The organism is Cellulosimicrobium cellulans, assembly GCF_007679345.1.
Classification (GTDB): Bacteria; Actinomycetota; Actinomycetes; order Actinomycetales; family Cellulomonadaceae; genus Cellulomonas; species Cellulomonas cellulans_A.
The window spans coordinates 119,402-134,879 of the sequence record NZ_VEGH01000004.1 but is presented as its reverse complement, the minus strand read 5'-3'; the positions used below and the strand labels follow the sequence as shown (position 1 = coordinate 134,879).

Below are 15,478 nucleotides of genomic sequence, written 5' to 3'. Positions count from 1 at the left end.
GGCTGCCGGCGACGACGACACGTTGGCGACCAGGAGCACCTCTGCGTCGCCCGCCCGCCGCAGCAGCGCGTACACCTGGGGGTCGTCCGGCAGCAGCACGGTGCTGTCGCCCACCGCGAGCGCGGGCTCCGTCCGGCGCAGCCGCACCAGGTCGCGGTGCAGGGCGAGCACCGACGCCGGGTCGTCGCGCTGCGCCGCGACGTTGCGGTGGGCGGCGTGGGGGTGCGCCGCCATCCAGGGGGTGCCCTCGGTGAAGCCGCCGTGCGCGGTGGCGTCCCAGGACACGGGCGCCCGGGCGTTGTCCCGCCCCAGCGCGCGCAGCCCGTCGAGCACCGCGTCCTCGTCCTCCCCCGCGGCGACCGCGGCCGCGAGCACGGCGCGCCCCTCGACGTCCACCAGGTCCTGCGGCCCGGCCACCGGGCGGTTCGTCATCCCGATCTCGTCCCCCTGGTAGAGGAAGGGCGTGCCCCGGTGGGCGTGCAGGAGCACCGCCCAGAGCGCGGCCGACCGGGCCACCCACGGGGCCGGCGCCCCGTAGCGCGACGCGACGCGCGCCTGGTCGTGGCTGCCGAGGAACAGCGCGGGCCACCCTCCCTCGGCGCCCTGCCAGCGGCGCGCCCAGGCCTTGAGGTCGCGCAGGTCGAGGGGACGCCGGCGCCACCGCTCGGGCTCGCGGTCGAGCTCGGCGTGCTCGAACTGCAGGACGAGGTCGAGCCCGCCGTCCCGGGTCAGCCGGGTGGCCTGCGCGGGGTCGACGCCGGGGGTCTCGCCGATCAGCAGCGCGTCGCCCGCCGCGGCGCGCAGCTCCCGGAGGTGGGCGACGAGCCGGGGGCCGTTGGCGCAGAGCGAGATCCCGTCGGCGTACCGACGGCCCGGGGCGACCGGCCCGTCACGCAGCACGGCCGGCTTGTCGACCAGGTTGATGACGTCGAGGCGGAACCCGTCCACGCCGCGCGCCCGCCAGAACCGGACGACGTCCGCGAGCGCGGACCGCACGTCCGGCCGTGACCAGTCGAGGTCGGGTTGCCAGGGCGAGAACGAGCCGAGCCGGTAGGCGCCCCGGCCGGGGTCCCAGGTCCACGCCGAGCCGCCGAACGCCGCGCCCCAGTTCGTCGGCTCCGCCCCGGGCTCGCCTCCGGTCCGTCCCGGCCGCGGCGGGCGCCACACGTAGCGCTCGGGGTCGTCCCGCAGCCACGGGTGCGCGTCGGAGGTGTGGTGCAGGACCAGGTCGAGCAGGACCCGGATCCCCCGCGCGTGCGCGGCCTCGACCAGGGCGTCCAGGTCGGCGAGCGTGCCGAACACCGGGTCGACGTCGCAGTACGCGGAGACGTCGTAGCCCTGGTCCCGCTGGGGCGAGGGGTAGACCGGGCACAGCCACAGCGCCCCGACGCCGAGCCACGCCAGGTGGTCGAGCCGGGCGGTGAGCCCGCGCAGGTCGCCCACGCCGTCCCCGTCGCCGTCCGCGAACGAGCGCGGGTAGACCTGGTAGACGACGGCCTCGTGCCACCAGGTCACCGGTCCACCCCCGGCACCGAGACGAGCGCCGCCCGGCCGCGGCCGGACAGCAGGACCGCGCCGTCCGCGTCCGGGACGAGCACCGCCTCCCCGGCGGCGAGGCCGCACCGGCCGCGCGCGGTCGCCACCGCGACCGCCCCCGACAGCGCCACGACGGTCCGCGGCCCCCCGCCGGCGTGCACCACGGCGGGCTCGTCCGCGTCCACGTCGAGCACCGCGAGCGCGAACTCGTCCGCGTCGGCGGCGTACGCGCGCCGCTGCAGCCCCTCGGCGAGCAGGACGGGCGGCGGCCGCAGCACGCGCGGTGCAACGGGGCGGGTGTCGACGACGGCGAGCAGCTCGGCCGGGTCGACGAGCTTGTCCGTCAGGCCGGCGCGCAGGACGTTGTCCGACGCCGCCATCACCTCGAGCGCCGTGCCCGCGACGTAGCAGTGCAGCACGCCGGCCCCGACCGCGAGGCCGTCACCGGGCGCGAGCGCGACCGCGTGCAGCAGGTAGGACGCGACGACGCCCGGGTCGCCGGGGTACTGCGTGGCGAGCCGGAGCGCGAGGCGGTGCGGATCGGTGTCGGGGTCTCCGGGGGCGGGGTCGTCGGCGCCGAGGATGGAGGGGGCGGGGTCGGCCGGATCCGGTGGGCCGGGTGCCGCCGCACGGGCCGCAGGGCCGCCGTGCGCCGCCCCTGCGGCCGCCGCCGTCACCGCCCGCACCGTCGCCGCCGGGAGCGCGAGCACGTGCGCGAGCGCGGCCCGCACCCGGTCCTCCGCCGGCCCGGACGCGCGCAGGGCGTCGAGCACGTCCCGCAGCCCGGCCCCGGCCCGCGGCCCCAGCGCCTCGAGCAGACCCGCCGCGTCGTGGGGCTCGCGCAGGCCCGCGAGCGCCACGGTCGGGGCGAGCGCGACGAGCAGCTCGGGCTTGTGCCACGGGTCCGGGTACCGGCGAGTGCCGGCCGGCAGCCCGGCGGCCTCCTCCTCCCGGTACCGGCGTGCGGCACGTGCCGCGTCGGGATGGACCTGGAGCGAGAGCGGGCGCGCCGCCGCGAGCAGCTTGGTCAGGTACGGCAGGCGGTCGCCGAACCGCAGGCGGGCGGCGTCACCCAGCACCGCGCCCGGCCGGTCGGCGACCTCGGCGTCCAGGGCGCGGCCCGCGCCCGGGACCGTCGACGGCGCGGCGGGGTGGGCGCCCACCCACAGCTCCGCCTGCGGGCGGCCGTCGGGCACCGTGCCCAGCAGGTCGGGCAGGGCGTGCGTCGACCCCCACGCGTAGTGGCGGACCGGGTTGGCCAGGCGCAGCACGGTCACGCCCTCCGGTCGAGCCGGGCGACGCCGATCCGGGCGTCGGCCATGCCGTAGAACACGAAGGTCCGGCCCTCGATCTGCTCGACGGCCGTCGGGAACACCACGTCCGCCACCGTGCCGTGCCGCTCGTCGGCGGTCTCGGGCTCCAGGAGCGGCTCGTCCGACCGCGCGAGGACCCGCGACGGGTCCGCGGGGTCGAGCAGCATGGCCCCGGCGCAGTACCGGACCGCGTTGTCCGTCGACCACGGGTCGGTGATCTCGCCCGTCACGCCGTGGTGCAGCAGCAGCCAGCCCTCGGGGACCCGGAACGGCGCAGGTCCGGCACCGATCTTCAGCTCCTCCCAGGTCCGCTCCGGCCGCGCCACCTCGCGCGCGCCGTGCTGCACCGCCAGCGCCGCCACGTCGGCGTGCACCGCGGCGGCCGGGGCGTACGAGATCCAGATCGACGGCCGCGGATCGGTGACGGCGGCGGGCGGCCACACCCGCTCCCCGGGCCGGACCAGCCCGAGGTCCCACGTGGGGCGGTGCAGCAGGGCGTAGCAGGGTTCCCCGCCGGGACCCGGGACGACCTCGGGGAGCAGCACGGCGTCCTTCGTCGGGTACAGGTTGAGGTCGACGTCGAGGCCGGGGTCGTACCGGAACAGCAGCGGCCCGAGCCGCCGCCAGCGCCGCAGGTCGTCGGACACCGCGAGCGCCGTGCGTGGGCCGAGCGGGCCGTAGGCCACGTAGGTCATGACGTGCAGCCCGAGCTCCGGCAGCCAGGTGGACCGGGGGTCCTCCGTGCCTGCGTTCCGCGCGCCGCGCTCCCAGCGCTCCCTGGGCTCGAGCACCACCCCCTGCCGCTCGACGCCCACCGGCTCGCCGCCCGCGACCAGCACGCGGGCGAGGCCGACCCGGGAGACGTTGCCCGCGGCGACGAGCCTCGGCAGCAGGTACAGCTCGCCGTCGGGACCGCGCCCGGAGGCGGGGTTCAGCACGCCCTCGGCCTCGTGCGGGTCGTCGGGGTCGGGGGCCATGAGGGTGCGCAGTCGGGTCAGCGCGTACGGGACGGGGTCGGTCACGGTTCTCCTCGGTGACGGGAAGCGTCGGCGGGGTGCGGCTGAGGAGAGTCGGCCCGGCGGAGGGCCGGGAGGCAGGTCGGGCGGACGGGGCGGGTCGGGCGAGCAGGTCGGGTCGGCGGTGCGGAGGTGGGCGGGGACGTGTGCGGGACGCGGCGGCTCAGCCGGCCACCGGGGCGGTGGAGTCCCGCACCACCAGCCGCGGCGGGTCGAGCACGACGTCGGCGGGCACCGGCCGCCCGCGCACCACGTCGAGCAGCGTGCGGGCCGCGACCGCGCCCCAGGCGTACGGGTCCGTGCGGACCGTGGTGAGCGCGGGGCGGACGTGCGCGGACAGCTCGGCGTCGTCGAACCCGACCACCGACAGGTCCCGGGGCAGCGCCAGCCCGCGCGCCTGGGCGACCACGGTCCCGGCGACCGCCATGGTGTCGTTGCCGTAGACGATCGCGGTGGGCCGCTCCTCCGGTCCCCGGTCGAGCAGGGCGTGCGTCGCCTCGGCCCCGCCCCGCGCGCTGAAGTCCGCCTCCAGGTCCGGCCCGGGCTCGAGGCCGTGGCCGCGCAGCGCGGCGCGCCAGGCGTCCCGCCGGTGCCGGGCGTGCAGGTACCGCAGCGGCCCGCCGACGTGCCCGACGCGCCGGTGCCCGAGGGCGACCAGGTGGGCGACGACCTGCTGGACGGCCGCGGCGTCGTCGTGTCGCACCGCCGGGAACGGCGACGGCACGTCCGGTCGGTTGAGCGTGACGGCGGGCAGCCCGAGCTCGGTCAGCAGCGCGATCCGGTGGTCGGCGACGCGGAGGTCGGCGACGACGACCCCGTCGACGCGGCCCCGCTCCGCGAGCGCGCGGTGAGCCGCCTCCTCGGCACGCTCGTCCCCGACGAACCGCAGGAGGACCGCGCTGCCCTCGGCGGAGAGCCCCTGCTCGAGCCCGGCGATGAACGACGCGAAGAACGAGTCGGACCGCAGGGTCTCCGGGCTGCGCGCCAGGACCAGCCCGACCGCGTCCGCCCGCGCCCCGGAGAGGGCGCGGGCCACCCCGCTCGGCCGGAAGCCCAGCTCGTCGATGGCGTCCAGGACGCGCCGCCGGGTGGCGGAGGCGACGCCCGGGCGGTCGTTGAGGACGAACGAGACGGTGCCCTTGGACGTCCCGGACAGCGCGGCGACGTCGGCGATCGTCGGTCGCCGTGACGGCCCGTGCTCGGGCATCTGCACCCCCTTCTCCAAACCGGTTCAGACGATCGAAGCAAGGACGTCGATGCGGCGTCAAGCCCTGATTTTGCACATGGTCGGTGGTCGGCCTTGACAGCCCGGAGCGCGCCGTGAGTAGCATCTTCGAACCGGTTTGAACCGGAGCACGTCCCTCAGCCGCACGCATCCCGGGACGCCCGCACCCCTCGTCGCCGAGCGGTCGCGAGCGTCCCGCCCGCCCACCGTGCCCTCCGCGCACCGCCGCGCGGATCGATGAGGAGACCGCATGCGCCACCGACTGCCGACCGCCGTCGCCGCCCTCGCCCTCGTGCTGCCGCTCGCCGCCTGCGGCGGGGACGCCGAGGCCGAGGACGGCCCGCCGACGTTCACCGTCGCGACCTGGGCGAACGAGACCGAGGCCGACGAGCTCGACGCGATCCTGGACGGGCTCAACGACGCCCAGGACGTCTACCGCCTGGAGCAGATGGTGATCCCGGGAGGCGAGTACTACACCAAGCTGCAGACGATGATCGCCGGCCGCCAGGCGCCCGACCTGTTCTGGCTGTCGCAGGAGTACGTCCCCGCCTATGCCGACAACGGCACCCTGACCGACCTCACGGGCCGGGTCGAGGACGCGATCGACCTCGACGACTACCTGCCCGGCTCGCTCGACCCCGCCACGGTCGGCGGGGCCCTGTACGGGCTGCCGTGGATCGGTCAGCCGTACGTCGTCTACTACAACGCCGACCGGTTCGCCGAGGCCGACGTGGCCGAGCCCGACGGCACCTGGACGTGGACCGAGTTCCGGGAGGTCGCCCGCGCACTGACCGACGGCACGCGGTACGGCTACGCGACGACCGGCACGCCGCCCGTCGCGCTGTTCGCCTGGGGCGAGGGCGGCGACTACGTGACCGCCGACGGCGAGGTGGTGGTCGACTCGGCCGAGACCGTCGCGGGGCTCGAGCTGGCGCACGCGATCGCCAACGACGCGACCACGACGATGCCGCAGTCGCTGGCGCAGTCCCGCGGCGTGGAGTCCGCGTTCGTCGACGGGACCGTCGCGATGATGGTCGGCGGCGCCGCGGACGACATCGAGCGCAAGGTCGCCGAGTCCGGGCACCCGTTCGAGGTCGGCATGGCGGTCATGCCCGCGGGCAGCGTCGACCACGTGACCTTCAACTGGACCGCCTCCACCGTGCTGTCCGCCACGGTCACCGACACCGAGGCGGGCCTGGTGGCCCTCACCGACCTCACGCACGCGATGTTCGACTGGAAGATCCCCGCGCCGGTGTCCTCGCGGGTCGGTGACATCGCGGACGTGAACCCGCAGAAGGCCTACGCCGTCGACGTGGTCACCCGCTCCGCCGAGATCGCCCGCGGGTTCCACAACCAGCCGCAGCAGAACGAGCTCGGCTCCGTCATCTGGGAGCAGCTCGAGGGCCCGATCCTCTCGGACGGCGACGGCCGGGGCGTCGGGGACCTGGCCGACCTGGCCGCCGCCACCGCCGCCAAGATGCGCGAGGTGGTCGACCGCTGAGCCGGCGCCCGGGGCGGCCGCGTGCTGCCCCGGCCGCACCGCCCACCGGACGACCCCGGACGACCCGGAGGACCCCGTGCCCGATCCCCGTCCCCACGCGCTCACGGACGCACCGACCGGCCCGCCGTGCGCGGCGCGCACCCCGGAGGAGCGCGCGACCCGCGCGGCCGAGCTCGCAGCCGCCGCGCCACGGCGCCGGAGACGCAGCCCCGCCTACCTCTACATCGCGCCGTGGTTCGTGTCGTTCGCGCTGTTCGCGCTCGTGCCGATGGTGATGTCCCTCGTCATGAGCCTGACCGACTGGCCGGTCATCGGCAGCCCGACCTGGCGCGGCCTCGGCAACTTCACCGAGCTCGCCCGCGACGCCCAGTTCTGGAGGTCGCTGTGGGTCACGGTGCGGTTCGGCGTGGTCTCGGTCCCGCTCGGCATGGCGGCCGCCCTCTCCGTCGCCATGGTCCTGAACTCGAATATCCGCGGCCTGAGCCTCTACCGGACCATCTACTACCTGCCCGCCGTCGTCTCCGGCGTGGCCGTCGGGCTCATCTGGCGCTGGGTCCTCGACCCCGCCGCGGGCCTGGTCAACGGCGCGCTGGCGGCGGTCGGCGTCCAGGGCCCGGGGTGGCTCACCGACCCGGCCTGGGTGCTGCCGTCGTACACGATGGTCGCGCTGTGGGGCGCGGGCGGCGGGATGCTCACGTACCTCGTCGCCCTCAACGAGGTGCCGCGGGACCTGGGCGAGGCGGCCACCCTCCAGGGCGCCGGGTGGTGGGCGCGGCTGTGGTTCGTGACCCTGCCGCTCATGCGCCCGATCCTGTTCTACAACCTCGTCATGGGGATCATCGGCGCGTTCAAGAAGTTCAACGACGCCTACGTCCTCGGCGGGGCGGGCGGCGAGGGGAACTTCCTGATGCTGCACATCTACCGCACGGCGTTCGAGCACTTCCGGATGGGCTACGCCTCGGCGATGTCCTGGGTGTTCCTCGTCATCGTGCTCGCGGTGACCGGGCTCGTCTTCCGCTTCAGCGACTTCTGGACCTTCTCCCGCGGGAACGAGGAGCGATGACCGCCACGGCCCCCGCCCCCGACCGCGACCGCGTGCTCGCGACCGCCGCAGCCCGCCGCCGCGAGCAGCGCCGGCGGACGTGGCACCGCTCGGTCGCCAAGCACCTGGCCCTGTCCCTGGTCGCGCTGTCCATGCTGCTGCCCTTCGCCTGGATGATCACCACGTCGCTCAAGGCCGACGGGGACGTGTTCGCGATCCCGCCGCAGTGGATCCCGACCGACCCGCAGTGGCAGCACTACCGCGAGGTGTTCGAGGCGCTGCCGTTCGCGCGGTTCTTCCTCAACACCGCGCTGTACACGACCGCCGTGATGGCCGGCGAGGTGCTGGTGTCGATCGTCGTCGCCTACGGCTTCGCCCGGTTCGACTTCCGCGGGAAGAAGCCGCTGTTCCTGTTCCTGCTCATCACGATCATGCTGCCGGGCGAGATCACGATCGTGCCCGGGTACATCTTCTGGGCCGAGGTCGGCGAGACCCTCGGCGTGCAGCTGATCAACACGTACTGGCCGCTGATCCTGCCCGCGCTCGGCGGGCAGGCGGTGCACGTGTTCTTCCTGTTCCAGTTCTTCCGCTCCATCCCGCGCGACTTCGCCGAGGCCGCCTACCTCAACGGCGCGGGCTGGTGGGCGATCCTGTGGCGGGTCTTCGTGCCGATGTCCAAGCCGGCCGTGGTCACCATCGCCGTCACGTCGTTCATGGGCACCTGGAACGCGTTCCTCGGGCCGCTGATCTACCTCAACGACGTCGAGAAGTTCACCGTCCAGGTCGGGCTGACGATGTTCCGGGGCCAGTTCGAGACCGACTGGCCGCTGCTCATGGCGGCCACCACGTTGTCCGTGATCCCGATGCTCGTCCTGTTCTTCACGATGCAGCGGTACTTCGTGCCCTCCCGCGCCTCCGAGGCGGTCCGGTGACCGCCCACCCGGCCGCCCTGGCGGCCGCACCTGCCCCACCCGACGACAGCGAGGACCGACGATGACCACGACCGCCCGGGTCGACGACCTGCTCGCCACGCACCGCGCGTCCGGCGCGACGCCCACCGCCATCCGCCGCCTGCGGTTCGCCGGCGTCGGCGACCGCGACGTGTACAACGTGTCCGCCCCGTTCGCCGCGCCGGACGGCACCCTGCTGCTGGCCGGACGCGTGGAGGACCGCGCCGACGAGCGTTCCGAGACCGTCCTGTTCGCGCGGGACGACGCCGGGGTCTGGACACCGGTGCCGGGCGCGGCGCGGCCCGCGCTGCAGGACCCGTTCACCTTCGACCACCGCGGCGTCACCCACCTCGGCGGGGTCGAGGTCGTCGAGGCCGCGCTCCCGGACGGCTCGCCGGCGCTCCGGTACCGGACCGTCGTGCTGCGGCTCGCGGACCCGGCCCGCCCGGAGCCCGCGTTCACCGGGCCCTGGGGGATGAAGGACCTCCGGTTCGCGGACCTTCCCGACGGGCGGCTCGCCGTGCTCACCCGCCCGCAGGGCGGCGCGGACGGGCGCGGGCGGATCGGCGTCACCGTGGTCCCGTCGCTCGCCGACCTCACGGTCGCCGACGTCGACGCGGCGCCGCGGCTCGAGCACCTGTTCCTGCCCGCCGAGTGGGGCGGGGTCAACCAGGCCACGCCGCTGCCGGACGGCACCCTGGGTCTGCTCGGCCACCTCGCGCGGTTCGACGACGCCGGGCACCGGCACTACTACCCGATCGCCTGGACGCTCGACCCGCTCACCGCCCGGCACACGGTTCCCCGGATGCTGTTCGAGCGGCGCGACCTGCCCGCGGGCCCCGCGAAGCGCCCGGACCTGGTCGACGTGGTGTTCCCGGGGGCACTGGTCGCCCGCGACGGCGGGGTGACCGTCTACTGCGGGGTCGGCGACGCCGAGGCGTACGAGGTCGACCTCGGCCCGGTGCACGCCACGCTGGGCGGGGTGTAGGCCCGTGCCCGCCGCACCGCGCCGCCGCCTCGCCACCCTGCTCACCGGGATGCCGCGCGCATGGGTGGCCGTCCTGCTCGTGGTGGCGGCGCTCGACCTCGCCGTCGTCGTCGCCGGCACGGGCACCCGCACCGCCGAGGCGGCCACCGGGATCGCGCCGCTCGTGGCGGGCATCGCGGACGCCCGGGTGGTCGCGGACGGCACGGCGCCGGCCGACGGCACGGCGCTGGCCGACGGCACGGCGGGCGCCGACGGCGCGGCGGCGACGCGCGGCGCGGTGCTGGCCGACCGGGCGCTCGTCGCCGACGGCGCGCTCGTCGCGGACGACGTCGTGCTGGCCACCGACGCCCACGCCCTCGTGGTCGACCGCGCGGCCGAGGCCGCGTCCGTCCCCGCGCCCGGCGACCGCGACGCGCTGGTGCTCGCCGGCGACGGTCTTGCCCTGCTCGTCGGCGGCGAGCGGTGGACGGTCGCCTACGCGGGCTCGCTCACCGCCGCCGACCTGCACGCGCTGCTCGCCGGGTGGGAGGAGGCGCAGCGCGGCACCGCCCTGCTGGCCGCGGTGCTCACCGGCGCGCTCACCGTGGCGCTCGCCACCGCCGTGCTCGCGCTCGGCGCGCGGTATGCGGGCAGGCTCGCGCGCGGCCGGCAGACCGCCGACCCACGGCGAGCGGGCCCCTCCCTCCCCCCGCGGGACGCCCTCGCCTGGTGGGCGGCGTCGCTCGCCGCCGCGTCGACCGCCGCCGCGGCCGTCGTCCTCGCCACCGGCGGGGCGACCGGCCGGACGCCGACGCTCGCCGCGACCCTGGTGGCGGCCACCACCGGCGTCTGCCTCCTCGCCGCGACCGCCCGCACGGCCCCCGACCCACCGTCCGCCCCGGCCGCCCTCACCAGCCCCGCCGTGGTCCCCGTCGCCGCCCCCACCAGACCCACCGCCCTCGCCGCCCCGACCCGACGCGCCGGCGCCGCGAGCGGCCCCTCCTGAACGGAGCACCATGCCCACGATCGAGCTGTCCCACGTCTCGAAGGTCTACGGCACCAGCACGCTCGCCGTGGACGACGTCTCCCTCACGATCGAGGACCGCGAGTTCGTCGTGCTCATCGGCCCGTCCGGGTGCGGCAAGTCCACGCTGCTCCGGATGCTCGCGGGGCTCGAGGACGTCACGGCCGGGGACGTCCTGGTCGACGGCCGGCGGGTGAACGACGTGCACCCCAAGGACCGGGACGTGTCGATGGTGTTCCAGAACTACGCCCTCTACCCGCACATGTCCGTGGCGCAGAACATCTCGTTCGGCCTGCGGCTGCGCCGCGTCCCTCGCGCCGTGGTGCGGGAGAAGGTGGGGGCGGTCGCGGAGACCCTCGGCCTCGTGCCCTACCTCGACCGTCCGCCGGCCGAGCTGTCCGGCGGCCAGCGGCAGCGCGTCGCGCTGGCGCGCGCGATGGTCCAGGAGTCCCGGATCTTCCTGATGGACGAGCCGCTGTCGAACCTCGACGCCAAGCTGCGCGGCACCATGCGGGCCGAGATCCTCGCGCTGCACCGCGCGCTCGGCGTGACCACCGTCTACGTCACGCACGACCAGGTGGAGGCCATGACGATGGCGGACCGGGTGGTGCTGCTCCGCGACGGGGTCATCCGGCAGCAGGGCAGCCCGCGCGAGCTGTACGTGCGGCCGGCCGACCGGTTCGTCGCCACCTTCCTCGGCGAGCCGGAGATCAACCTGCTGCCCGCACGCGTCGTCGGCGGCGTGGTGCGGGCGCCCGGCGTCGTCGTCCCGCCGGGGTGGCGACCCGCAGGGTGCGAGCGCGTGCCGGACGGCGAGGACCTGAGCCTGGGCGTCCGACCGGAGCACGTCCGCGTCGGTGCTGCCGCGGCCCGCGACGGCGACGCCGAGCTCGCCGCCGAGGTGGAGCTGCTCGAGCTGCGGGGCGACGAGGCGTACGCGACCCTCCGGTCCGGCGCGCACCGGATCGTGGCGAAGGTGGCCGCCGAGTCGGCGCTGCGCCCGGGCGACCGGACGACCGCGCACGTGGCGGCCGGGTCGGTGCACGCGTTCGAGGCTGGGTCGGGGGCGGCGCTCGTGCGGTGACGGCGCGCCCCGCGCTCAGCCCCTGCTCGACCGCCGCACGACCTCGTCCCGGCTCAGCGACGTCCCGTCGCCGTCCAGCGGGAACCACGCCCGGTGCTCGCACTCGTGGCAGGACACGAACGTCACGTCCGTCCCGTCGGCCAGCGCGAGGTGCAGCCGGGTGAGGCGGGCCGACCCGCACGCCTCGCACTCCTCGGTGCCGGGCGCGTGCTCCGAGCCGGCCTGGCTGAGCGAACCCAGCGGCGTCGGCTCGGGCTCCCCGCGCCGCCCCTTGCGGCGTCCCGCCGCACCGCCCCCCGCCCCGGCCATCGCGGGCTAGTCCTGCTCGCCGCGCAGGACGCGGAGGTGCCCGCGGCGGCGCTCGGTGTCGAGCTCGGCGACCGGGGGCAGGCCGTCCGGGACCGCGGCCGCGTGCCGGGGCGCAGGCCGGCCGGCCTCGCGCACGGCGTCGGCGAGCGCCAGCAGGTCGTCGTGGCTCGGGCCGGTCTCCACGAACTCGGGCGTCAGCCGCACGACGTCCCACCCGCGCGGCGCGGTGAGGCGCGAGGCGTGCTCGGCGCACAGGTCGTAGGAGTGCGGCTCGGCGAGGGTGGCGAGCGGACCGAGGACGGCCGTCGAGTCGGCGTACACGTACGTCAGGGTCGCGACCGCCGGACGACCGCACGCGGTGCGGGAGCACTGGCGGACGGGTCTCACGGGGTAGAACCTACCGCCGTGCGCCCCGGGAGCGTGCGCGCGACCCGCGTTGTCACCCGGATACAGTGCCGGGGTGGCACCCCGACGGCACGTCCCCGCCGTCCCCGGCACCCCCGGCGGACCGGCCCCCCGCGTCGGCGCGGTCCGGCGCCGCGACCGCCGGGGCCGCGGCATCCGCGGCCCGCTGCTCCCGCCGACGCTGCCCGCGCACCGCACGCGGGCGGAGCGGTTCGACGACCTGGTGCTGGACTCGGTCGAGCGCCTGGAGGCCCGGTGGGGCAAGTACCTCGACGGGGTGGAGTTCGCCGTGGAGGACGTGCCGCCGTCCGACCCGGCGCCGTGGGAGTCCGGCGGCGTGCCGCTCGGCCGGTCGTTCCCGTCCCAGCCGGGCCTGCCGCCGCGGATCGTGGTGTACCGGCGGCCGGTGGAGTCCCGCTCGGTCGACGCGGACGAGCTGGCGGACGTCGTGCACGAGGTCGTCGTCGAGCAGGTCGCGCACCTGCTGGGACGGTCGCCCGAGGAGGTCGACCCGGAGCTCGGGGACGGGCGGTAGCCTGACCCGGCCATGACGACCACCCCCGAGCCGCGCCGCGCCGCCACCACCCCGCCCCCGGAGCCGGCCGCGGACCGCCCCGCCGTCCGCGTCGTCACGATCGTCTACCACCCCGGGCCGGAGCTGGCCGACTTCGCCCGTTCCCTGGCGGAGGCGACGACCGCGCCGGTCGAGCTGGTGCTGGTCGACAACGGTACGGAGCCCGGGACCGCCGACGAGGTGGCCGCCGCGGCGGGCGGCCGGGTGGTCCGCACGGGCGAGAACCTCGGCTACGGCGGCGGGGCGAACGCCGGCGCGCGCGGGGCGACGCAGCCGTTCCTCGTCGTGGCGAACCCGGACGTCGTCTGGGAGCCCGGCTCGCTCGACACGCTGCTCGACGCCGCCGCGCGGCACCCGGACGCCGGCGCGCTCGGGCCCGCGCTGCTGAACGAGGACGGCACGGTCTACCCGTCGGCGCGCGAGCTGCCCTCGCTGACCCAGGGCGCCGGGCACGCCGTGCTCGGCAAGGTCTGGCCGGGCAACCCGTGGACCCGCGCGTACCAGCGCCGCCAGGAGACCGCGGGCACCGAGCGGTACGCCGGGTGGCTCTCCGGCGCCTGCCTGCTGCTGCGGCGGGACGCGTTCGAGGCGGTCGGCGGGTTCGACGACGACTACTTCATGTTCTTCGAGGACGTCGACCTGGGCGAGCGCCTGGCGCTGGCCGGGCGACCGAACGTGTACGTGCCCGCGGCGCGGGTGACGCACGTCGGCGGGGTGTCCTGGAAGGCGAAGCCGGCCGCGATGATCACGGCGCACCACCGGTCGGCCGAGCGCTACCTGCACCGCCGGTACCACCGGTGGTACCAGTGGCCGGTGCGCGCGGCGGTGTCGCTGGGCCTGCGGGCGCGCGAGGTCGTGGAGCTGCGCGCGGCCCGCTGAGGCCCTCGCGCCGGCGGGTCAGCCCAGGCCGACCCGGGACGCCTCGCGCACCTGCGCGGTGCTCACCGCGGCGGCGTCCGTGACCGGCGACAGCACCGACACCAGCGGGCCGTCCGGCCGGGCGACCGCGGCGTAGAGCGCCCACGCCAGGTCGACCGACGCGTCGTCCGGGGCCACGACCTCGACGCCGGCGACGCCGGTGCCGAGGTTGCTCGTCGGGTAGGCCACGGTCGAGCCGACCGGCACCTCGACCTCCTCCTCGCCCACGACGCCGGCCGCGCCGTACGCACGCAGCGTCACGGTCACCGTCGGGCCCTGCGCGGCGGCGGTCGCCTCGGGGTCGGGCCGCTGGCCCTCGGTGGGCTCGGGGCTGGGCGCGGCGGAGGCGGCGGGTGCCGGCTCGGCGTCGGCGTCGCCCGCCGGGACCGCCGTCAGCGTGATGTTCGCCGTGGCGCCCGCCGGGACGGCGGCGAGCCCGCTGCCGGGAACGGTGGCCGCGGCCCAGGCGCGCTCGAGGCGCGGGCCCTCGTCGAGCTCACCGGCCTTCCCCTGGCGGGCGATCATCGCGCCGGCCACGACGGGGGCGGTGGCCTCGACGACGGCGGTGTAGCTCCCCGCGGCGAGCCCGCCCAGGGACACGTCGGTCACCACGCCGGCCGGCAGGTCGAGGTCCTGGGCGCCGGGCAGCGCGACGTCGCCGTCCGGCCCGAGGAGCCGCACCGAGGCGGTCGCGCCCTCGTCGCCGGGGGCGAACAGCCGCAGGGCGCCCGCGTCCGCGGCGTCCACCTCGGTGGCGACCACGGAGATCCCCGGCACCACCTGCGTCGTCGCCGGGCCGGTGCCCGCGGTGACGAGGTCGGTGCCGCGCGGGGTGAACCCGTCGAGCAGCGCGTCCTGCAGGTAGGCGGACACCTGCCCCCCGGCGGCGGTGACCCGGACCGCGATCCGGCGCTGCTCGGCGGCGACACCGGGCAGGGACAGCACGCGCTGGGCTCCGGGCGCGACGAGGAACGTGCCGCCGTTCGCCAGGTCCACCTGGCCCGAGGGGCCCCAGGCCTCGACGGTCACGTCCGCGGGCGTCGCACCCGGGTTCACGACCACCAGGTCCGCCGTGCTCTCGAGCTCGGTGCTGCCGCCCACCAGCCAGACGTCCGCAGCCGGGCGCGCGCACGACGCGGCGGCGAGACCGCGCAGGTCGCCGTCGACGACGACCGAGGACGTGGCGCCGGCGACCCGGGCGGGCTCGTCACCCGCCGGCTCCGCGCGCAGCACCGTCGCCGCGGTCGGCGCGGACACGGATCCGGTGCCGTCGGCGAGCGCCACGGGCTCGGAGCCGAGCACGGTGAGCGACGCGGCGCCGGAGGCCACGGTGTCGAACCCGGTGACCTTCTCCACCGGGGCGACCGGCACCCGGTCGAACGCCGAGTCCCCGGACAGGGTGTCGTCCGGCAGCTGCAGCGGGCCCGGGCAGACCAGGGTCGACGCGGTCGGGGCGACGTCGACGGTCGCGGCCGGCAGCGGGTCCGGCTCGTCGGCCGGCGCCGCCACCGCGAGCGCCACCACGCCGCCCGTCAGGGCCAGCACCAGCGCCCCGGACAGGACGCGCGCGGCACGCCCGGTCCGGCGCCGGCGCCCGGCGGTCGGGTCTGTCAC

General features: G+C 76.7%; 14 protein-coding genes and 1 pseudogene. 8 read left to right on the top strand and 7 right to left on the bottom strand.

What is annotated here, in order from left to right; translation table 11 throughout:
* Positions 1–432 precede the first annotated feature (432 nt).
* The 4 genes and pseudogenes from FS882_RS21595 to FS882_RS07015 form a co-directional block, all read right to left on the bottom strand.
* Positions 433–1,443, bottom strand: a pseudogene (locus FS882_RS21595) (alpha-amylase family glycosyl hydrolase); the annotation flags it as partial.
* 68 nt (positions 1,444–1,511) lie between these two features.
* Complete coding sequence (locus FS882_RS07025) at positions 1,512–2,813, bottom strand: type I phosphomannose isomerase catalytic subunit (RefSeq protein ID WP_222848157.1); 1,302 nt, start codon at positions 2,811–2,813, stop codon at positions 1,512–1,514.
* A complete protein-coding gene (locus FS882_RS07020) occupies positions 2,810–3,871 on the bottom strand; it encodes a glycosidase (RefSeq protein WP_316043624.1) in 1,062 nt (353 codons plus the stop codon). Before FS882_RS07020 ends, FS882_RS07025 begins: the two co-directional genes overlap by 4 nt.
* A 157-nt stretch (positions 3,872–4,028) precedes the next feature.
* The gene (locus tag FS882_RS07015; RefSeq protein ID WP_158372318.1) at positions 4,029–5,072 is read right to left on the bottom strand and encodes a LacI family DNA-binding transcriptional regulator; all 1,044 of its coding nucleotides are present in this window, start codon (positions 5,070–5,072) and stop codon (positions 4,029–4,031) included.
* Between the two features lie 268 nt (positions 5,073–5,340).
* On the opposite strand from FS882_RS07015, the gene FS882_RS07010 reads away from it, so the two are divergent.
* The 6 genes from FS882_RS07010 to FS882_RS06985 all read left to right on the top strand — a co-directional run bounded on the left by FS882_RS07010 (position 5,341) and on the right by FS882_RS06985 (position 11,658).
* Positions 5,341–6,591, top strand: coding sequence for an ABC transporter substrate-binding protein (locus tag FS882_RS07010; RefSeq protein ID WP_158372316.1), 1,251 nt, complete (start codon positions 5,341–5,343; stop codon positions 6,589–6,591).
* 76 nt (positions 6,592–6,667) lie between these two features.
* Positions 6,668–7,654 carry a carbohydrate ABC transporter permease gene (locus FS882_RS07005; protein ID WP_158372314.1) on the top strand — a complete coding sequence of 329 codons (987 nt, stop codon included), beginning with the start codon at positions 6,668–6,670 and terminating at the stop codon, positions 7,652–7,654.
* Positions 7,651–8,565, top strand: a complete 915-nt coding sequence (locus FS882_RS07000; RefSeq protein WP_158372312.1) for a carbohydrate ABC transporter permease — start codon at positions 7,651–7,653, stop codon at positions 8,563–8,565. The genes FS882_RS07005 and FS882_RS07000 overlap by 4 nt, the downstream gene beginning before the upstream one ends.
* 61 nt (positions 8,566–8,626) lie before the next feature.
* Positions 8,627–9,571: a DUF1861 family protein gene (locus tag FS882_RS06995; RefSeq protein WP_158372310.1), complete on the top strand. Its 945-nt coding sequence runs from the start codon at positions 8,627–8,629 to the stop codon at positions 9,569–9,571.
* Between the two features lie 4 nt (positions 9,572–9,575).
* Positions 9,576–10,556: a hypothetical protein gene (locus tag FS882_RS06990; RefSeq protein ID WP_158372308.1), complete on the top strand. Its 981-nt coding sequence runs from the start codon at positions 9,576–9,578 to the stop codon at positions 10,554–10,556.
* A gap of 10 nt (positions 10,557–10,566) precedes the next feature.
* Positions 10,567–11,658, top strand: a complete 1,092-nt coding sequence (locus FS882_RS06985) for an ABC transporter ATP-binding protein (RefSeq protein ID WP_158372306.1) — start codon at positions 10,567–10,569, stop codon at positions 11,656–11,658.
* A 15-nt stretch (positions 11,659–11,673) separates the two neighbouring features.
* Here FS882_RS06985 and FS882_RS06980 read toward each other — a convergent pair whose 3' ends face one another.
* Positions 11,674–11,967, bottom strand: a complete 294-nt coding sequence (locus FS882_RS06980; RefSeq protein ID WP_262348127.1) for a hypothetical protein — start codon at positions 11,965–11,967, stop codon at positions 11,674–11,676.
* A 6-nt stretch (positions 11,968–11,973) separates the two neighbouring features.
* Complete coding sequence (locus FS882_RS06975) at positions 11,974–12,354, bottom strand: DUF3499 domain-containing protein (protein ID WP_158372304.1); 381 nt, start codon at positions 12,352–12,354, stop codon at positions 11,974–11,976.
* Between the two features lie 73 nt (positions 12,355–12,427).
* Between FS882_RS06975 and FS882_RS06970 the strand changes: the two genes are divergently transcribed.
* On the top strand, positions 12,428–12,907 hold the full coding sequence (locus FS882_RS06970; RefSeq protein ID WP_158372302.1) for a metallopeptidase family protein: 480 nt from the start codon (positions 12,428–12,430) through the stop codon (positions 12,905–12,907).
* A gap of 12 nt (positions 12,908–12,919) precedes the next feature.
* Entirely contained in the window at positions 12,920–13,825 is a 906-nt protein-coding gene (locus FS882_RS06965; RefSeq protein WP_158372300.1) for a glycosyltransferase family 2 protein, read from the top strand.
* A gap of 18 nt (positions 13,826–13,843) precedes the next feature.
* Here the strand turns inward: FS882_RS06965 and FS882_RS06960 are convergent, their stop codons facing one another.
* On the bottom strand, positions 13,844–15,478 hold the full coding sequence (locus tag FS882_RS06960; RefSeq protein ID WP_158372298.1) for a DUF5719 family protein: 1,635 nt from the start codon (positions 15,476–15,478) through the stop codon (positions 13,844–13,846).